Origin of the sequence: Streptosporangium sp. NPDC023825 (genome assembly GCF_040639575.1) — a bacterium.
GTDB lineage: Bacteria > Actinomycetota > Actinomycetes > Streptosporangiales > Streptosporangiaceae > Streptosporangium.
Genome location: NZ_JBFAAE010000001.1, coordinates 333543 through 352780, shown reverse-complemented (window position 1 = coordinate 352780; position 19238 = coordinate 333543). Strand labels below are relative to the sequence as shown.

Annotated in this window: 18 protein-coding genes; 8 read left to right on the top strand and 10 right to left on the bottom strand. The window is 70.2% G+C overall.

All coding sequences use genetic code 11. The features are described from left to right. The first annotated feature begins 348 nt into the window (after nt 1–348). A complete protein-coding gene (locus AB0G15_RS01535; RefSeq protein ID WP_362834428.1) occupies nt 349–1608 on the top strand; it encodes an alpha/beta fold hydrolase in 1260 nt (419 codons plus the stop codon). Nucleotides 1609–1769: 161 nt separating this feature from the next. Here the strand turns inward: AB0G15_RS01535 and AB0G15_RS01530 are convergent, their stop codons facing one another. The 8 genes from AB0G15_RS01530 to AB0G15_RS01495 all read right to left on the bottom strand — a co-directional run bounded on the left by AB0G15_RS01530 (nt 1770) and on the right by AB0G15_RS01495 (nt 10323). Then, entirely contained in the window at nt 1770–3239 is a 1470-nt protein-coding gene (locus tag AB0G15_RS01530) for an ATP-binding protein (protein ID WP_362834427.1), read from the bottom strand. Further along, the gene (locus AB0G15_RS01525; RefSeq protein ID WP_362834426.1) at nt 3236–4915 is read right to left on the bottom strand and encodes an FAD-dependent oxidoreductase; all 1680 of its coding nucleotides are present in this window, start codon (nt 4913–4915) and stop codon (nt 3236–3238) included. Before AB0G15_RS01525 ends, AB0G15_RS01530 begins: the two co-directional genes overlap by 4 nt. A gap of 85 nt (nt 4916–5000) precedes the next feature. After that, on the bottom strand, nt 5001–5927 hold the full coding sequence (locus AB0G15_RS01520; RefSeq protein WP_362834425.1) for a helix-turn-helix domain-containing protein: 927 nt from the start codon (nt 5925–5927) through the stop codon (nt 5001–5003). Between the two features lie 333 nt (nt 5928–6260). Further along, a complete protein-coding gene (locus tag AB0G15_RS01515; RefSeq protein WP_362834424.1) occupies nt 6261–6851 on the bottom strand; it encodes a TetR/AcrR family transcriptional regulator in 591 nt (196 codons plus the stop codon). A gap of 260 nt (nt 6852–7111) precedes the next feature. Next, complete coding sequence (glnII, locus tag AB0G15_RS01510; protein ID WP_362834423.1) at nt 7112–8125, bottom strand: glutamine synthetase; 1014 nt, start codon at nt 8123–8125, stop codon at nt 7112–7114. A gap of 275 nt (nt 8126–8400) precedes the next feature. After that, entirely contained in the window at nt 8401–9036 is a 636-nt protein-coding gene (locus AB0G15_RS01505) for a MerR family transcriptional regulator (RefSeq protein ID WP_362834422.1), read from the bottom strand. Nucleotides 9037–9194: 158 nt separating this feature from the next. Next, nucleotides 9195–9788, bottom strand: a complete 594-nt coding sequence (locus AB0G15_RS01500; RefSeq protein WP_362834421.1) for an HAD family phosphatase — start codon at nt 9786–9788, stop codon at nt 9195–9197. Nucleotides 9789–9954: 166 nt separating this feature from the next. Further along, on the bottom strand, nt 9955–10323 hold the full coding sequence (locus AB0G15_RS01495) for a hypothetical protein (protein ID WP_362834420.1): 369 nt from the start codon (nt 10321–10323) through the stop codon (nt 9955–9957). Nucleotides 10324–10536: 213 nt separating this feature from the next. Between AB0G15_RS01495 and AB0G15_RS01490 the strand changes: the two genes are divergently transcribed. From AB0G15_RS01490 to AB0G15_RS01460, 7 genes are all read left to right on the top strand, one after another. Beyond that, nucleotides 10537–11421 (top strand): MurR/RpiR family transcriptional regulator, encoded by an 885-nt coding sequence (locus AB0G15_RS01490; protein ID WP_362834419.1) that lies wholly within the window; start codon nt 10537–10539, stop codon nt 11419–11421. 2 nt (nt 11422–11423) lie between these two features. Next, nucleotides 11424–12182, top strand: coding sequence for an SIS domain-containing protein (locus tag AB0G15_RS01485; protein ID WP_362834418.1), 759 nt, complete (start codon nt 11424–11426; stop codon nt 12180–12182). A 39-nt stretch (nt 12183–12221) separates the two neighbouring features. Continuing rightward, nucleotides 12222–13631 carry an N-acetylglucosamine/diacetylchitobiose ABC transporter substrate-binding protein gene (gene ngcE / locus AB0G15_RS01480; protein ID WP_362834417.1) on the top strand — a complete coding sequence of 470 codons (1410 nt, stop codon included), beginning with the start codon at nt 12222–12224 and terminating at the stop codon, nt 13629–13631. Nucleotides 13632–13794: 163 nt separating this feature from the next. Further along, the gene (locus AB0G15_RS01475; RefSeq protein WP_362677752.1) at nt 13795–14697 is read left to right on the top strand and encodes a sugar ABC transporter permease; all 903 of its coding nucleotides are present in this window, start codon (nt 13795–13797) and stop codon (nt 14695–14697) included. A gap of 11 nt (nt 14698–14708) precedes the next feature. Further along, nucleotides 14709–15608 (top strand): carbohydrate ABC transporter permease, encoded by a 900-nt coding sequence (locus tag AB0G15_RS01470; protein WP_362834416.1) that lies wholly within the window; start codon nt 14709–14711, stop codon nt 15606–15608. Between the two features lie 299 nt (nt 15609–15907). Further along, complete coding sequence (locus AB0G15_RS01465; RefSeq protein ID WP_362834415.1) at nt 15908–16798, top strand: chitosanase; 891 nt, start codon at nt 15908–15910, stop codon at nt 16796–16798. A gap of 361 nt (nt 16799–17159) precedes the next feature. Beyond that, on the top strand, nt 17160–17528 hold the full coding sequence (locus tag AB0G15_RS01460; protein WP_362834414.1) for a hypothetical protein: 369 nt from the start codon (nt 17160–17162) through the stop codon (nt 17526–17528). A gap of 177 nt (nt 17529–17705) precedes the next feature. Here the strand turns inward: AB0G15_RS01460 and AB0G15_RS01455 are convergent, their stop codons facing one another. After that, on the bottom strand, nt 17706–18389 hold the full coding sequence (locus AB0G15_RS01455) for a DNA alkylation repair protein (RefSeq protein ID WP_362834413.1): 684 nt from the start codon (nt 18387–18389) through the stop codon (nt 17706–17708). A gap of 81 nt (nt 18390–18470) precedes the next feature. Further along, nucleotides 18471–19160: a TetR/AcrR family transcriptional regulator gene (locus tag AB0G15_RS01450; protein ID WP_362677742.1), complete on the bottom strand. Its 690-nt coding sequence runs from the start codon at nt 19158–19160 to the stop codon at nt 18471–18473. Nucleotides 19161–19238: the final 78 nt, after the last annotated feature.

The window sequence follows — 19238 nt, the reverse complement described above, 5'->3', positions numbered from 1 at the left end:
GTCGCGCTCGCCCCCCCTCCCGGTACAGCGCTCGATAGGCAGGACACTCGGCGCCCTGAACGAGAAGATCGCGGCTCACGAACGAATCTGCCAGACCACCGCCGAACTCCGAGACACCGTCCTTCCCCTGCTGATGTCCGGAACCCCGGTCGCACAGGGACCGGGCGGATCCGGCGGACAGCCCCCGGTGGGCGGGCGGTGCCCGCCGCCGCGTCGTCGCCATGCTCGCCTCCGACGCGGCGAACGGTTCCGCGTCCGGGGTCGCCGTCCCCCACCTGGGGCGCGCCCAGGGTTGCCGTCCTCCACCTGGGGCGAAAGCGAGCATCCGGGTCCGATAGCTTTCCGTGGGTGACTGTCCTTCTGCCCGGTGTGGCGCTCACCGACCACGTGTTCACCGTCCCCCTCGACCACGCCGACCCCGGCGGCGAGACGATCGAGGTCTTCGCCCGCGAGGCGGTGGACCCGGCGCGGCAGGGGGAGGACCTGCCGTGGCTGCTCTTCCTGCAGGGCGGTCCCGGGGGCAAGTCACCGCGCCCGGCCGCCGCCGACGGGTGGCTGGGGCACGCGCTGAAGACCCACCGGGTCCTCCTGCTCGACCAGCGGGGGACCGGCCGCAGCACCCCCATCACCGCGAAGACCGCGCGCGGCACGGACGCCGAGCTCGCCGCCCGCCTCGGGCACTTCCGGGCCGACTCGATCGTGGCCGACGCCGAACTGATCCGGCGCGAGCTCTGCGGCGACCGGCCGTGGGAGACCCTCGGTCAGAGCTACGGCGGTTTCATCACGCTGACCTACCTCTCCCGGGCTCCCGAGGGCCTGGCCGCCTGTTACGTGACCGGTGGCCTGTCCGGGCTCGACGCCACCGCCGACGACGTCTACTCCCGCACCTACCCGCGCGTCCGCGACAAGGTGAGCCGCTACTTCGCCCGCTACCCGCACGACTCGGGCCGTCTGGACGCGATAGCCGGCCACCTGCGCCTTCACGAGGTCCTCCTCCCCGACGGCGACGTGCTGACCGTGCGCCGCCTGCAGACCCTCGGCATGTGCCTGGGCATGAGCGACGGGGCCGAATACCTGCACTGGGTGCTGGAGGAGGCCTGGACCGGCGACAGGCTCTCCGACCTGTTCCTGTACGAGGTCATGATGGCCACCGGCTTCGTCGGCAACCCGCTCTACGCGGTCCTGCACGAGTCGATCTACGCCCAGGGCGCCGCCACCGGCTGGGCCGCGCACCGGCTGCTGCCCGAGGAGTTCGAGGAGGACGCGGCGACGACGTTGCCCACCGGGGAGATGATCTACCCGTGGATGTTCGACGAGATCGCCGCGCTCCGCCCCTTCAAGGGCGCCGCCGAGATCCTCGCCACGGCCACCGGCTGGCCGGCCCTCTACGATCCCGTCCGGCTGGCCGCCAACAGGGTCCCGGTGGCCGCCGCCGTCTACTACGACGACATGTACGTCGACGAGGGCCTGTCCATGCGCACCGCGCGGGCGGTGGGCAACCTGCGGACCTGGGTGACCAACGAGTGGCAGCACGACGGTGTCCGCGTCTCCGGGGGCGCCGTCCTCGCCCGCCTGATGGACATCTCCCGCGGCGTCCACGGCTCCTGAACGTCCGCGGCTTCTGGACGTCCGCGGCTTCTGGACGTCCGCGGCTTCTGGACGTCCGCGGCTTCTGGACGCGCGCGGCTTCCATGACGGCCAGGGCCTCCGGACGTCGTGGACGTCGGGCGGCACCCCCGCCGCCGGGCGGGAGGTGCCGGCCGCCGGTATCAGGTGGACTCGGCCGACTCGGTGAGGGGGAGACGCACCTGGAAGCGGGTGTCGCCGGGCTCCGACTCCACGCGCAGGTCGCCTCCGTGGCGGCCGGCGACGATGCGGAAGGAGATGTCCAGGCCGAGCCCGGTTCCCTCGCCGACCGCCTTCGTGGTGAAGAACGGCTCGAAGATCCGCTCGCGCAGGGCCTCGGGGACGCCGGGGCCGGTGTCGCAGATCTCGATCAGCGCGATCGTGTCGTGTTCGAGCCGGGTGCGGACGGTCAGGATGCCGGTGCCGGCCATCGCGTCCAGCGCGTTGTGGATCAGGTTGGTCCACACCTGGTTGAGCTCCCCGGCGTAGGCGGGGATGGGCGGCAGCTCGGGGTCGTAGTCGGTGGCGATGGTGATCCCCGGCGGGATCTTGCCGCGGAACATGGTGAGGGTGCTGTCCAGCAGCTCCCGCACGTCCACCGTCTGGTACGGCGCCCGGTCCATCTGGGAGTACTGCTTGGCGGAGGCGATCAGGGAGGAGATCCGCTCGGTCGAGTCCGTCACCTCGTTCAGCATCTGGGTGATCTCGATGGCCTCCGACAGCCAGTGCATCGCCTCGTCCAGGTAGCGCTCGCCCAGCGCCTCGCGGATCTTGTCCATCTTGGCGACCTTGAACCCGGCCGCCACCAGAGGCGAGGCGATCTCCCAGGCGTCCTCCACCCCCGCCTCCTCCAGGGCGTCGGCCAGCTCGTCCTCGGCGTCGGAGATCTCCAGCGGGGAGCGGGGCGACGGCTCGGAGATGCTGGCGGCGCACGCCTCCTGCAGGTCGATCAGGGCGCGCAGCCGCTGGGGCTCGATGCCGTCCTCGGCCAGCGTGGCCAGCCTCCTGCGCGTGCTCTTCACCTTCTCCCGCAGGTCGTCCACGGCCCGTACGGCCGCCGCGGCCGGGTTGTTGAGCTCGTGGGTGAGCCCGGCGGTGATCGTGCCGAGCGCGGTCAGCCGCTGCCGCCGGTCGATGAACTCCCGCTGGGCCATCCCGCCCAGCCGGGCCCCGTCCAGAAGGTGCACCGCCATCGGGAACCACTCGGCCATGATCATGCCGTACTTCCTGGCCGGAAGCATGAACATGCGCGTCGGCTTGGTGGCGCGCAGCGTATGGCCGTAGGTGGCCGGGGCGCGGTCGCCCAGGTAGGCCAGGACCGCGCCGCCGTAGACGCCGGGTTGCGAGTTCGGGGTCATCGTGACCGGCCCGGCGGTGGTCTCGGTGATCATCACCACCTCGCCGTCGATGAGCACGGCGAAGCAGTCGGCCGGATCACCCTGCTTGACGATCGCCTCGCCCGCGTCGTACTCCTCCTCGTCGCCGTACCTCGCGAGCCACCGGAGCTTGTCGTCGTCGAGCTTCTCGAAGAGGAACAGCCCGCGGAGCACGTCGATGTCGATCATGTTCCCCTTCTCGTGGGCGCCGGGAGGGACCTGGTCCGGGGCGGTCATGTCTTCTCCAGGTAGCGGTGGACGAGCGCCACGGCCATCGCGCCCTCTCCGACCGCCGAGGCGACCCGCTTGATCGAGTCGGCCCGGACGTCGCCGGCGGCGAACACCCCCGGCACGTTCGTCTCCAGGTGGTACGGCTCCCGCCGGAGCGGCCAGTTGCGCGGCCTGTTCTCGTCGGCGGTCAGGTCGGGGCCGGTGAGGACGAAGCCTCTCGCGTCGCGCTCGATGGTGTCGCCGAGCCAGTCGGTGATCGGCTGGGCGCCGATGAAGACGAACAGCCACTCGGCCTCGACGGTGCGCTCGCCCTCGGGGCCCTTCAGCGTGATCCGCTCCATGTGGCCCTCGCCCTCGGCGCCGACCACCTCGGTCTCGGTGTGCACCTCGATGTTCGGGATCCGCGAGATCTGCTCGATCAGGTAGTGCGACATGGTCCGCTCCAGACCCTCACCCCTGACGATCAGGTGGACCTTGCTGGCGTACCCCGACAGGTAGACCGCGCCCTGGCCGGCCGAGTTGGCGGCGCCGACGATGTAGACATCGCGGTCCGCGCACTCGGGCGCCTCGGTCAGGGCCGCGCCGTAGTAGCAGCCGGAGCCGATGAAGTCGTCCAGGCCGGGGGCGTTGAGCCGCCGGTAGGAGACGCCGGTGGCCAGGATGACGGTGTGCGCGGCGATCGTGCCGCCGTCGGCGAAGCCGACCACCCGGGCCCGGCCCTTGACCTCCAGGCTGGTGACCGTGCGGGCGGTGAGCAGCTCGGCGCCGAACTTCGCGGCCTGGCGCCGCGCCCGGTCGGCGAGCTGGGCGCCGGAGACGCCGTCCGGGAAGCCCAGGTAGTTCTCGATCCTGGAGCTCTGGCCCGCCTGCCCGCCCGAGGCGTGCTGCTCGACCATCACGGTCCGCAGCCCCTCGGAGGCGCCGTAGACCGCGGCGCCCAGCCCGCCGGGGCCGCCCCCGATCACGATCAGGTCGTAGAAGTCGGTGGCCGGGGCGGTGGACAGCCCCACGGCCTGGGCCAGTTCCGCGGGGCTCGGCGCGACGAGCTTCGTGCCGTCGCCGGTGATGACCAGCGGCAGCCTGGCCGGGCTGACGGCCGCCTTCTCCCCCGCCGCCTTCTCCTGGGCCGCCGCGAGCAGCTCGGCGCCCTCCGGGGAGTCGGCCAGCATCCAGCGGTAGGGCACCTGGTTGCGCGACAGGAAGTCCCTGACCTCGTACGACGGGGCCGACCAGCGGGCGCCCACCACCCGCAGCTCGTCGGACTCGCGCCGGTCCGTCCGCTGCCAGGCGTCGAGCTGGGCGTCCAGCACCGGGTAGAACTTCTCCTCCGGCGGGTCCCAGGGCTTGAGCATGTAGTGGTCGAGGTCGACCACGTTGATCGCCTGGATCGCGGCCTCGGTGTCGGCGTAGGCGGTCAGCAGCACGCGGCGCGCGTAGGGATACAGGTCCATGGCCTGCTCCAGGAACTCCACGCCGTTCATCTGGGGCATCCGGTAGTCGGCGAGGATCGCCGCCACGTCGTCGCCCCGCAGCCGCAGCTCGCGGACGCTGGCCATGCCGTCGGCCGCTGTGTCGGCCCGGACGACGCGGTAGGAGTGGCCGTAGCGCCGCCGCAGGTCCCGGGCGACGGAACGGGACACGCCGGGATCGTCGTCGACCGTCATGATGACCGGTTTTTCCATGTCCTGCCTTCCCCCGATATGGAGACATCCGATATGGAGACAATCTCTTCGAAGGATGTCACATCAGTGTTAAACCAAACATCTGTCAGGCGTGGTCGTGGGGAGCGGGGGTCCCAGGGGACGGAGGGGAACCGTAGGGACGGTGACCGGGTACTCCGGCGGCACGCAGCAGGGTGGCCGGACGGTCGCGGTCCGCGAGGAGGCGTCTGAGGCCGGGGTCGGTGGACAGGATCTCGCGCATGGTCTCGTGCCCGACCCGGTCGGCGACGATCTGCAGGGCGATGTCCTGCCTGACGTAATCGACCGCCATCGCGACGACGGCCGGGTCCTCGGTGTAGACGCCCCACGCGGTGCCGCCGGCGAAGCCGCCGATCAGGGCCTCCCGCCGGTCCCCGGCGACGACCAGCAGCCGGTGGTCGGGGTCCTCCTTCGCGCCCCCCTCGCCCTCGGGGACGGCGCCGGGGGAGGGGAAGCGGTGCTCGTACAGGTCGCCGACCGGTTCCCGCGCCGCGCCGAAGTGCATCACCGAGGTCTCGACGCCGCGCTCGACCGCCCGCCTGATCAACGAGGAGAGGAGTCCCATCTCCTCGGGCCAGATCGACAGGAACAGGTCACCGCGTGCCCCGGCCACCACGTCCTCGGCCCGGGCGAGCAGCGCCCCGGCGTCCTTGAGGTTGTGGATCAGGTGGGCCTTGGGCGGCGCCACGATCGCGGGCAGCGAGACCTCCAGCGACTCGATCGAGTCGGTGAACTCCCTGCGCATGCGCTCCAGCAGGGATCGCGGCGGCAGCGGCAGGTAGTCGGTGGCGTCGTCGGAGCCGCGTAACTCGTAGGCCGCCCCTTTGGCCACCAGCTTGCCGAGCGTCTCGTAGACGGTGCTGCGCGGCACGCCCGAACGTTTGGCGACCTCGTAGCCGTTGAGGGGCTGCCCGGCACCGACCAGGGTGACGTACGCCTTGGCCTCGTAGCCCGACATGCCCAGGCGCTGTAATTGCTCCACTACGTCCCGCATCGCAGTTATGGTACGGCGCGAGGTACCCGTTTAGCGCTGTCCTAAAGCACCTGTTTTGTAGGATTTTCGTGACGTGAACTCGTGCCGGCCCGCGGAACTGGGGGAACGGGGCGAGGGAGCGCTCCCCGTGGAAACATTTTACTTTCGTTCTGGTCCGGCGGATTCATCGTGCGTGCTCAGACGCCTGGAGACGATCACGCGCCGGAGCCGGCACCGGTCCGGACCCCGCCCGGACCGGCGAGCTTCCCGGCGGGGGTCGCCGGGCGGCCGGGGCCCGCTCCGCGCGGGTGGCGTGCCCGGTAATTTCGGTCCGGTCCGCGCTCCCGATCGCCGCTATCCCGCCCTCAGGGCCCTGAGGGCGAACTCCACGACCGTGTCGGCGTACTCGTGGGTGAGGGGTGCGGTGCGCAGCATCCAGCGGTGGTAGATCGGCCCGTACAGCAGCTCGACGGCCACGCTCAGATCCGCGTCCTCGGCCACCTGGCCCGCCCGCCTGGCGGCGCGCAGCCGCTCCCTCGTCGCCTCCAGGTGCGGCCCCATGATCCGCTCGATGATCTCGGTGTTGATCGCGGGGTCGTTCAACGCCTCGATGGTCATCGCCCGGCTCATCGTGTCGAGTTTGGAGTCGTTGTACTCGTCGACGATGGCCCGCAGCACGACGCGGAGGTCGGCGCCGAGGTCGCCGGTGTCGGGCAGCGCGAAGTGCCCCTTCTCGTCCCCGGTCATGGCGAGAACGGCGTCGACGAAAACGGCGCCCTTGGACGGCCACCAGCGATAGATCGTCTGCTTGCCCACCCCCGCGCGGGCGGCGATCGCCTCCACCGTCAGCTTGGCGTATCCGGACTCGGCGACCAGGTCGAAGGCGGCACTCAGAATGGCCTGGCGCGACTGCTCGCTGCGACGGGCCGGGTTCGGTGTTTTCACGTGCCCGAATGTACCACTCAGCGAGTCGGAACGTCTCGTCTTGCCTATCTCCGGCTTGCTCGCCCTCGCCGTGCCCGGCCGTCTCGCCGGTGGTCCCGCCGGCCGATTCGCCCGCCGGGGGTCCGGACACCGGCGACCTTGAGCTCGGGTTCCGGTTCCGGCCGGGAAGGGGTGGAAGGAGGCGGGCCGGGGGGTGGGATGCCGAAGGCCGCGGACGCCCCCGGCAGGGCGTCCGCGGCCTTCGAGTCTGTCGGCCGGGATCAGACCTGGTCGGCCTTCTCCAGAGCGGAGCAGCAGGTGTTCACGATGAGGCGGGTGACCAGGTAGGGGTCGACGTTGGCGTTCGGACGCCGGTCCTCGATGTAGCCCTTCTTGTCCACCCCGACCTGCCACGGGATGCGGACCGAGGCGCCGCGGTCGGAGACGCCGTAGCTGAACTCGTTCCAGGGGGCGGTCTCGTGGAGGCCGGTGAGACGGTCCTCGATGCCGGAGCCGTAGTGCTTGACGTGCTCCAGGGCGTTCGCGGCGAGGGCCTCGCAGGCGGTGACGATCGGGTCGTAGCCCTCGCGCATCGCCTTGGTGGAGAAGTTGGTGTGCGCGCCCGCGCCGTTCCAGTCACCCTTCACCGGCTTGGCGTCCAGGGTGGCGGCGACGTTGAAGTCCTCCGCGGTGCGGTAGAGCAGCCAGCGGGCGATCCACATGTGGTCGGAGACCTCGACGGGACCGGCCGGGCCGATCTGGAACTCCCACTGGCCCGGCATGACCTCGGCGTTGATGCCGGAGATGGCCAGACCCGCCTCGATGCAGTAGTCGAGGTGCTTCTCGACGATCTCGCGGCCGAAGACCTCGTCGGCGCCGACGCCGCAGTAGTAACCACCCTGCGGGGCCGGGAAGCCGCCGATCGGGAAGCCGAGCGGGCGGCCCTCCTTGAAGAAGGTGTACTCCTGCTCGATGCCGAACCAGGACTCCTGGTCGGCGTACCTCTCGGCGACCTCGACGAGGGCGGCGCGGGTGTTGCTGGAGTGCGGGGTCATGTCGATGTTGAGCACCTCGCACAGCACCAGCACGCTGTCGCCGCCGCGGATCGGGTCCGGGCAGGTGAACACCGGCTTGAGCACGCGGTCCGAGGAGGAGCCGTCGGCCTGGTTCGTGCTGGACCCGTCGAAGCCCCAGATCGGGAGCTCCGCGCCGTCCGCCATCACCTTGGTCTTGGAACGAAGCTTGGCGGTCGGCTCGGTGCCGTCGATCCAGATGTATTCAGCCTTGAAGGTCATCGGCGGAGTCCTTGGGGATGGAGGGATCTGCTGCCCCCAAAGATTCGCAAGTCGCGATTTCGCAGCTGTTGCCCGTATGTGAACAGGGTGTTACCCAGCCCTATATGAGCAGGCAGTGGCCGTGTTGGAAATCCGCACACCCTTGTTTCAGGGCTGTGAGCTGCCATTTCGCGGGACGATTGGAACGATGGAGACATGTGTCACACGGGAGACCGATTATTGCTCCAGGTGGTTTGAATCCCCTTTGTCCTGTGTGAGGCAGTGTCCTATGTGGGTCAGGAAGCGCCGAAGACGCGGGCCGAGACCGACTCGTGGGCGAGTCTCCGCATGATGTCGAGGACCCTGCCGTGCACGACGGTGCCCAGGACCATGGCCTCGACCGCGGCCTCGCGGGGGCCGTCGAGCGGGATGGTGCCGATCTCGTGTTCGGTCACGAGCCGCAGGGCGGCGTCGGCGTAGGGCCGCAGGGCCTCGCCGTCGGCGGGCATGCCGAGCCGGCCGAGGGTGAGGACGGCCTGGGCCAGCTCGTCGCGGGCCGGGGCCTCGGGGTCCACCTGCCAGCCGAGATCGGCGATCATGGCGTCGGCCTCGGCGCGGGCGCGCGCCCACTCCTCGCCGGACACGTGCGGCTCGACCGCCGGGGCCATGGCGTACTGCGCGGTGCCGAGCACGCGGTGCAGGTCCAGGCTCTCGTCGTCGACGGCGGCCGTCACCTTGGCGATGGAGGCGATGGACAGCCGTCCCACCTCCAGCAGCGCCCGGATCAGCCTCAGCCTGCGCAGGTGGTCCTCGCCGTAGCGCGCTCTGGTGGCCGAGATCTGCTCCCCGGCGGGAAGCATGCCCTCGCGCAGGTAGTACTTGATCGTCGGGATGGGCACGCCCGATGCGGCGCTGAGCTCGGATATCCGCATCATTGGATAGTACAGGTAGCCAATTCGGGGGTGGCCCCCTACCGTCCCCCTACCGTGCCCTGCCGCGCCGCGAGCCGCCCCTGCCGCGCCGCGAGCGCCGCCGGGGGCGTGCCCGGCGCAGCGGGGGGAGCGTTCCAGCGGGGCCGGGGGAGGGCGTTCTAGCGGAGCGAGGGGCGCACGTCGATGACGGTCATCCCGGCGGCGAGGGCGGAGGCCACCCCCTCGTCGGTGTCCTCGTAGGCGACGCAGGCGTGCGGGGCGACGCCGAGGCGGCGTGCGGCGAGGAGGTAGACGTCGGGGGCCGGCTTGCCGTAGCGGACGTCGTCCCTGGTGACCACGGCGTCGAAGAGGGGACGCAGGCCGGTGACGCGCAGGGTCTCCTCCACGGCCTGGCGGGCGCCTCCCGAGGCCACGGCCATCGGCACCCGTCCCCGGTGCGCCTGCGCGACCGCGCTGACCGTCTGGTGCGGGGTGACCGTGGGGATCAGCCACTGGTAGGCGTCCAGCGCCGCCGCGCGCACCGCCTGGTAGTCGAGTTCGGCTCCGGTCTCGGTCTCCAGCTCGGCCAGCAGGCGGTCGGCGGACAGGCCGGTGCGGGCCTGGTACCAGGCGGGGTCGAGGTCCACCTGCCATCCGGCCAGCGCGGTCCGCCAGGCGCTCTCGTTGGCGGCGGCGGTGTCGACGAGGGTCCCGTCGCAGTCGAAGACCAGGGCGGCGTACGGCGTGGAGGGCTGGAGTCGCTGATGGAGCATGGTGGCCTAACGCGTGAAAGTGGATCTCCCTCCACTTTACCGCGCACGTGAGCGATCGATCGCTCGCCTGGGGGTGGTCGCGTCACCGTGATCGGGTGAGACCGCGACGGCGGGCGCGGGGGCCTGCCGGGGTGGGGGAACCCGCCGGGGGGAGGAGGGGGAAGGCCTAGCTGATGTCGCCCCAGCCGTCGTGCCGGGCCCTGGCCAGCTCGGCCTCCATCTCCTCCAGCTCCTGCATGAACCCCTGGAACCCCCTCGGGCCCAGACGGCGCCAGACGAGCAGCTGCAGGGACCGGGTCTCCTCGTCGAGGGGCGGCTCCTGGCGGAGCGGCGCCAGCAGCTCCTGGGCCTGGCGGTCCGCCGCCTGGAGCTCCTCGACGGTGAAGCGGACGCCGTGCTCGCGCTCCAGCAGCCGGATGTGCGGGTCGTTGCGCAGTCTCTGGTCCCTGGCGCGCCGGGCGCGCCTGGCGGCCAGCTCGTCGTGGACGTGCGCGCTGGGGACCTGGTGCGGCGTGTCGGCCGGACGTCGAGTCATCGTGGGGTTCGCCTCCGTCGGGCGGCTCCTTTTCTGGAACCTCTGTTAGGAACGACGCTCGACGGGCGCCGAAGGTTGTCGGAATTTTTTTCCCAAGCCACGGCGCCGCGGGCGTTGTGTCCCGGCCGTGCCTCCAACCGCGTCTCCAGCCGTGCCCCCGACGGCCTTGACGCGAGCTTGACTTGAGAATAATTTTCACCCAGATGACTTTCGATGAAAGGAATGCTTGTGGCCGCAGGCGCGCTCGGACGCATACAGACCGAGACGCCCGCGCTGCCCGAGGCACTGCGCCGGGTGGGGGAGGCGATCCTGGCCGACCCCGCCGAGGCGGCACGCTCCACGATCATCACGCTGGCCGAGCGGAGCGGCAGCTCACCCGCCACGGTGACCCGCTTCTGCCGGGTGTTCGGCTTCGCCGGGTACGCCGGCCTGCGGGTCGCGCTGGCCACCGAGAACGGGCGCGCCGCGCAGGCCAACTGGGACGCGGGGGTGGGCCACGAGATCGGCCCCACCGATCCGCTCGACGCGGCGATCGGCGTGATGGCCGCCGCCGACTCCCGGCTCATCCAGGAGACGGCGGCCCAGCTGGACGCGGGCACCGTCGCCAAGGTCGCCGAGGCCATCGTCGCGGCCCGCCGCGTCCTCATCTTCGGGGTCTCCACCAGCGGGGCGGTGGCCCTGATGATGGGCGGGCGGCTGCGCCGGATCCGGGTCCCCTGCTGGAGCCACGCCGACGCCCACGAGGCGCTCGCCGACGCCGCGCTGCTCGGCGAGGGCGACGTCGCGATCGGCATCTCCCACCAGGGCCGGACCCGCGAGGTGCTGGAGTCCCTCGGCGAGGCCGGGGACCGGGGCGCGCTGACCGTCGCGGTCACCTCCTTCGCCCGCTCCCCGCTGGCCGAGCTGTCCGACCTGGTGCTGACCACCGCCAGCCGCGAGACCACCTTCCGGCTGGGCGGCCTGGCCGCCGTCCACTCCCAGCTCTTCGTCCTCGACACCGTCTACGTCGCGGTCGCGCAGCGCACCTACGAGCAGACGAACGAGGCCTTCGAATTGACGATCCGGGCTCTGGAGAGCCATCGCGTGGAGAGGAGCTGACCGTGGAGATCGGGGCGGCCGAGTACGTTCACGAGATCAAGGCACTGGTGGACGAGGTGTCCAGGACCCAGGCGGCCGCGGTGGGGGACGCGGCGGCGCTGATCGTCAAGTCCCTGCACGGCGGCGGCGTGATCCAGGCGTTCGGCTCGGGCCACTCCGAGGCGATCGCGATGGAGATCGCCGGGCGCGCGGGCGGCCTGGTGCCCAGCAACCGTCTCGCCCTGCGCGACGTCGTCCTGTACGGGGACGCCCCGGTCGGCATCCTTCTCGGGACGGCCGGCGAGCTTGAGCGCGACCCCTCGGTCGCCCGGCGCATCTACGACCTGGCCCCCGTCGAGCCGCGTGACGTGTTCGTGCTGATCTCCAGTTCCGGGGTGAACGGGTCGGTGGTCGAGCTGGCCTCGATCGTCAAGGAGCACGGGCACGACCTGATCGCCCTGACGTCGGTGCAGCACAGCACCGCGATGACCTCCCGCCACCCCTCGGGCCGCAAGCTGCTCGACCTCGCCGACGTGGTGCTCGACAACCGCGCCCCGTACGGCGACGCGGTCCTCCCGCTCCAGGACGGCGGCACGTTCGGGGCGGTGTCCACGATCACCTCGGCGCTGCTGGCCCAGATGGTCGTGGCCGAGGTGGTGCGCGGCCTGACCGAGGCGGGCCTGACCCCGCCGATCTACCGTTCCGCCAACGTGACCGGCGGCGACGAGCACAACCGCGCTCTCGAGAACCGCTACGCCGGAAGGATCCGGCGAGGTGCCTGACCACCGCCTTCCACTCCCAGGCCACTTCCAGGAGGAAGCATGACCCAGCTATCCAGGCGCGAGCTCCTGCGCAGCGCGGCCCTGGCCGGCCTCACCCTGCCGGTCCTGTCCGCGTGCGCCACCCCCGCGGGCAACGGCGGCGCCGCGTCCTCGACGCCCGCCGTCGGCGTCACCAGCGCGGCCAACCCGCTCGGTTTCGTCGAGGACAGACCCCTGGAGATCTGGATCTTCGACGGTGGTTTCGGCGACGCCTACGCCACGGGCGTCCACGAGCCGCTGCTCAAGGCCAAGTACCCCAAGCTGGAGATCAAGCACAACGCCACCAAGGAGGTCGCCAAGACCCTCCAGCCGCGCTTCGCCGGCGGCAACCCGCCGGAGTTCGTCAACAACTCCGGCGCCAACGCGATGGACTTCGGCGCCCTGGTCCAGGACGGCCAGCTCGCCGACCTCACGCCGCTGTACGACGCGCCGAGCTGGGACGACCCCGCCGTCAAGGTGCGCGACACGATCGACCCGAACGCGATCGAGCTGGGCAGCTACGACGGCAAGCCGTACGTCCTCAACTACGCCAACACCGTCTGGGGCATCTGGTACTCGCAGAAGCTCTTCGAGGCCGAGGGCTGGCAGGTCCCCAAGACCTGGGCCGACTTCCTGGCGCTGTGCGAGACGATCAAGAAGTCGGGCAGGATGGCGCCCTTCACCTACGCGGGCAAGCACCCGTTCTACATCTACGAGACCATCCTCACGCTCGCCGCGAAGATCGGCGGCAAGGACGTGCTGAAGAACATCGACAACCTCCAGGACGGCGCCTGGAAGGCCGAGCCGGTCAGGCAGGCCGCGGAGGCCTTCGTCGAGATCGGTTCGAAGTACCTGCTGCAGGGCACCGCGGGGCTCGACCACGTCCAGACCCAGACGGCGCACAACAAGGGCCAGGTCGCGATGCTGCCCTGCGGCTCCTGGCTGGAGAACGAGCAGAAGGACTCCACGCCGGCCGACTTCGGCTACGCGATGTTCGCGCTCCCCGACTTCGGCTCCTCCGACGCCCTCCCGTACGGCACCCTGCACGCCCAGCCGGGCGAGGAGTACGTCGTCCCGGCGAAGTCGGCCAATCCCCGCGCGGGCCTGGAGTACATGCGTGCCATGCTCTCCAAGGAGGGCGCGGGCAAGTTCATGGAGATGGTCTCCACCCTCACGGTCGTCAAGGGCGCCGGCGAGGGACGCACGCTCAAGCCCGGCCTGAAGAGCGCCTCGGCCGCGCTGGAGGCGGCGGGCGACAACGCCGTCTGGTTCCTGTTCCGCAAGTGGTACGTCGAGCTGCACGACGAGGTGGCCGCCGCGACCGGGCAGCTCATGGCCGGCAAGCTCACCGTCGACCAGTGGGCGGAGCGCGCGCAGCGCAAGGCCGACGCCATCAAGGACGACTCCTCGGTGAAGAAGTTCAGCCGGTGACGACGGCACGCGGCGGCGGGCCGGCCGGGGGACGGCCGGCCGGCCACCGGGCACGGCGGGACGGGACGGCGAGCCGTCCCGGGAAGGGCGACCAGGTCATGAACCATGGGGGGACGGCGCCGGCGGGCGGCGGCGCGCCACCGAGGGGAACGGCAGGCCGGCGATGAACCACGGCAGGACACGGTTCGTCACGGGATTCCTCGCGATCCCGGTGGCGCTCTACCTGATCTATGTGATCGCGCCCTACGCGCAGGCCTTCTACATCGCGTTCACCGACTGGCGCGGGGTGAACGCGAGCCCGCGCCTCGTGGGCCTGGAGAACTTCCAGCGGCTGCTGGCCGACAACGTGTTCTGGCAGGCGGTCAGGCACAACCTGGTCCTGCTGGTCCTGATGCCGATCCTCACGCTGGGGATCGCGCTCTTCTTCGCCTTCCTGCTCAACGCGGGCGGGCGGGGCGGCACCGGGGGCATCTGGGGGTCGAAGTTCTACCGCGTGGTGTTCTTCTTCCCCCAGGTGCTGGCCGTCGCCGTGGTCGCCGTGCTGTTCCAGCAGGTCTTCAGGCCCGACCGCAGCGGCATGCTCAACGCGCCGCTCATCGCCCTGGGGTTCGAGCCGATCGGCTTCCTGTCCAGCACCGACGTCGCGTTCTGGTCCATCCTCGCCGTACTGGTCTGGCAGGCGGTCGGCTTCTACGTCGTGCTCTTCTCGGCGGGCATCGCCTCCATCCCGCGCGACCTGTTCGAGGCGGCGGCGATCGACGGCGCCGGGGGGCCGCAGCTGTTCCTGCGGGTCACGCTGCCGCTGCTGTGGGACACCATCCAGGTCGGCTGGGTCTATCTCGGCATCGCCGCGCTGGACGTCTTCGCCATCGTGTGGGTGATGACGGCCGAGCACGGCGGCCCCGACCACTCCACGACCGTGATGGCGGCGGAGATCTACCGCACCGCCTTCCAGTACTTCAAGTTCGGCTACGCCTCCGCGATGGGCGTGGTGCTGTTCTTCTTCACCATCGGGTTCGCGGCGCTGGCCCTGCGCCTGTCGCGGCGTGAGCGGATCGAGTTCTAGTGGCGGACGTCGTGATTTCCCCGAGCAGGGCCCTGGCCCGCGAGGAGCGCAGGAGGCGCCTGGGCCCCCTGTCGGCCCTGACGCACGTCGCGCTGCTGGTCTGGACGGTCCTGGTGGTCGTGCCGATCGTGTGGACGTTCCTCGCGTCGGTGAAGAGCGAGGACGAGATCTTCGGCGACGCCTGGTCGCTACCGGCCTCCCTGCGCCTCGACAACTGGGCCCGCGCCTGGGAGCAGGCGCACATCGGCCAGTACATGATCAACAGCATCGTCGTGGTGGCCTTCGGCACCTTCGGCACGATGCTGTTCGGCTCGATGGCCGCGTACGTGCTGGCCCGCTACCGGTTCCGGGGCAACCGGACGATCTACCTGCTGTTCGTCTCCGGCCTGGCCTTCCCGGTCTACCTGGCGCTGACCCCGCTGTTCTTCGTCGTGCAGAACATGGGGACGGTCCCGGTGATCGGCCCGTTCATCGGGCTGAACACGCACGGCGGGCTGATACTCGTCTACATCGCGTACTCGCTGCCCTTCACCGTCTTCTTCCTCGCGGCGTTCTTCAGGACGCTGCCGGGGGCGGTGGCCGAGGCGGCCTTCGTGGACGGGGCCTCGCACGCCCGGGTGTTCTTCCAGATCATGCTGCCGATGGCGAAGCCGGGCATCGTCAGCGTGACCATCTTCAACGTGCTCGGCCAGTGGAACCAGTACCAGCTGCCCCTGGTGCTGCTCAACTCCGACCGGGACAAGTGGGTGCTCACCCAGGGCATCGCCGACATCTCCACGGCCGCGGGCTACGACGCCGACTGGTCGGCCCTGTTCGCCGCGCTGAGCATGGCCATCCTGCCGATGCTGATCGTCTACACGCTCTTCCAGAGCCAGATCCAGAAGGGCCTCACCGCGGGCGCGCTCAAGTAGTGACCGCTTGAGCCTCCCGTAAGGCTTGAGCCTTTCATAAGGGTGCCTTCAGGTTGGGCCGGCGCGAACGGGTTGACGGGTGGGGAGTGGTGAGGAGTAGGTTCGTTAGGAAAGTTTCCTAACGAGTGGTGCGGGTCGCCTCACCGAGGGTCACCTTCTCCACCCCGTATCCTCTGTCCGCCCGCGGCCTTCGCCCCCATCCCGGAGAGCCCTCACGGAACCGCCCTCCTGCCCTGGAGGGGGTTCTCCTCCCCGGGGAGCCTCCGGGCGTTCCTCCATCCCCTTTCCTGGAGAGACACGTGCCCTTCTCGTCGAACCCCCGCCCCGGCCGCCGCACCACGCGTCTCCTGCCGGCCTCGGCCGTGGTCGCGGTCGCCGTCCCGATCCTGATCGCCTCCGCCGGCGCCGGGCACACCGTCGCTCTCGCCCCCGCTGCGGGGTCCGCGGCGGCGCCCGCCGGGCTGTCCGTGTCCTCCGCGGCGGTCGACCTCACCGACCCGCGCAAGAAGGACATCGCCATGCGGCTGGTGTCCAGCGCCGAGAACTCCTCGCTGAACTGGAAGGCGCAGTACAAGTACATCGAGGACATCGACGACGGCCGCGGCTACACCGCCGGGATCATCGGCTTCTGCTCGGGCACCGGCGACATGCTCGACCTCGTCGAGCGCTACACCCGGCTCAAGCCGGGGAACGTGCTCGCCAAGTATCTCCCCGCCCTGCGCAAGGTCGACGGCACCGACTCCCACAAGGGCCTCGATCCGAACTACACCAGGGACTGGGCCACCGCCGCCAAGGACACCGTCTTCCAGCAGGCCCAGAACGACGAGCGCGACCGGGTCTACTTCAACCCCGCGGTCGACCAGGCCAGGAAGGACGGCCTGCGCGCCCTCGGGCAGTTCGCCTACTACGACGCCATCGTCATGCACGGCGGGGGCACCGACCCCCAGAGCTTCGGCGCGATCCGCAGGAACGCCCTGAAGAAGGCGAAGCCCCCCGCCCAGGGCGGCGACGAGACGAGATATCTGCACGCCTTCCTCGACGCCCGCAAGGTCGCGATGAAGGCCGAGGAGGCCCACGAGGACACCAGCCGCGTCGACACCGCCCAGCGCGTCTTCCTCAACAAGGGCAACCTCGACCTCGACACCCCGCTGTCCTGGAAGGTCTACGGGGACCCCTTCAAGATCAGCTAGCCCGCGCCGGGGCTCCGGCGGCACCCCACCCCGCCGGGGCCCTCCGCGGCACCCTCGACACGGTGCCGCGCCGATTTCGTGGCGAGGGCGACATCCCCGAGCTCGGCCGTGATCATCGAGTGTCCCGGGCCACCGCCTGCCGCCACCCCCGCGAAGGCGTCGAGGCCACCACCTGTCACGGCGGCCGGGGAGCCGAGGCCGGGATCAGGGTTCCGCACGCGGGGCGGGCCGCAGGTGAGCCGATCGCGTACGAAGCCGATTTCCGGTGCTGTACAGGAATTCCTGACACCACATGATCGGAACCAAAATCCGGTGTAGGCCGTTTCACGGTGGGGCGACTCTGCGGCGCGGAGGAGAACGTGTGAACAAGCCGAAACAGCGATTGAACAAGAGAGAAAAGCGGCTGCGGGCGCAGCGGTTTCGGAACATGAAGGCACAGGCTCGGCGGAACACGGCGGACAGGGGCGTGTTCCTGAGGTTCGCTCCCTACACCGTGGTCGGTGTCGTCGCGATCTGGGGCGTGGTTCTTCTCGTCGCACCGGGATTCGAAGGGATGACAGCGGCCGGCATGATGTCGATGCTGGTCTGCTTTGTCGCGCTGGCCATTCTGCGACACATGGAAACACAGAGTAAAAGCGGTCTGCCCATCGGCGTCGTCGCGTCGGTCAGCGGAATCATGGGAATCAGTTTCGTGATCGTCGCAGAGATCCTGAAGGCCGGCGGATCTTAGAACAAGGTCACAGCCGGTGAGGCTCGGAATCACCGTCTTCGCGGTCGTTCACACGGGAACAGTCGTTCACACGGGAACAGTCGTTCACACGGGAACAGTCGTTCACACGGGAAAAGGGGCGAGGAGACCCGTGGCTCCCCGCTTGACGCCCGAGGTGGGTTCCAGGCGTGGGAGACACTAGCGGGCCGGGAGGTTCTTCAGGGCCTCGCGGCGGCTCAGGCCGCTGATGCGGGTGTGGTCGACATAGCGGACGACCTCGCCGGGGTTCGTCTTGGCGTACTCGCGCAGGGCCCAGCCGATCGCCTTGCGGGCGAAGAAGTCGTTGTCGGACAGGCTCGGCTCGATGCAGGCGTACAGCAGGCCGGTGTCGGTGGCGGACTTGAAGCGGTTCTGGCTGAGGATGGCCGTGCGGCGCTTCCACAGGTCGGTGCCGCGGGCCCAGCGGAGCATGAGGGGGCGCATGGTGTCGGGGAAGGCCGCGAGCAGGCCGCCGACGCGGTGGACGGCGAGCTCGTCGACGTAGTCCCACCAGGCTCCGGTGACGATCATCTCCTCGTACGCCGGCAGCGCGTCGAGCGTCTGGAAGGCGCGATAGAGGCGGAAGCCGGTCAGCTCGATCGCCGCGTAACGCTCCTCGCGGTATTCGGCCCCGCGCCACAGGGCCAGCGCCGCCTCCCGCCACGCGGGGGCCGTGTCGACGGGGTAGTCGGCGAAGACCCGCTTCAGCGCGGCGCGGCGGGGAGCGGCCTGCACGCCGAGGAACGGCATCGACGACTTCATGTAGGCCTGCATGACCGGGGCCTTGGCGGGGTCGGCCACGTCGGTGAGCGCCGTTCGCACGGCCTTCTGCAGTATCTCCATGCTCGCCCACCACTTCCCGTTCGCTTCGCGGACGCTTGATTCTCACAGGCCGCGCCGCTCGCCGCGCCGGTTCCGCGGGCGTCATGCCTTCTGGCTACTCCGCTCGCCGGTCGCGAGGCCGTCGAACAGGACGGTGATGTAGTGCTCGGCGAGGCCGGTGGTGTTGAGGCGGCCTCCCGGGCGGAACCAGCGCACCGCCACCCAGATGGTGTCGCGGATCATGCGGTAGGTGAGCTTGGGGTCGACGTCGGCACGGAACAGGCCGTCGGCCTGGCCGAGCCTGATCTGCTCGACCCACATGCGCTCGACCTCGTCCTCGGCCTTGACCAGGTAGTCGAAACGGTCGCCGGGCAGGGACCTCAGGTAGTTCCAGTCGTTCTGCATGACGGTGATCGCCGCGCGGTGCGGCTCCAGCGTGCTGAACCCGATGCGCACCATCTCTGAGAGGATCGTGCGGGGGTCGCCGTTCTGGTCCAGGGCGGTGCGGTAACGGCCCACGAGGTCGTCGAGGAAGGTGGTCAGCACCTCGTCGACGATCGTCTCCTTGGAGTCGAAGTGGTGATAGAGGCTTCCGGACAGGATGCCGGCCTCCTCCGCGATCTCCCGGACGGTGGTCGCCTGGAAACCCTTGCGGGCGAAGAGCTCGGCGGCGAGCTTGACGAGATGGTCACGGCGCTCCGAGGCGGGGCCGGATGTGGCCGCGCGCCTGGTCCCGCCCTGGCGCCTGACCGGGGTGGTGGTCGCGCCGCCGGAGTTCTTTCGCGTGTTCACGCCCCCATTATGAGCCCTTGCGCAATCGCTTGTTCACCGGAACGCGCCGGCGCGTTCCCGTTCCCGGCTCGTTCCCGT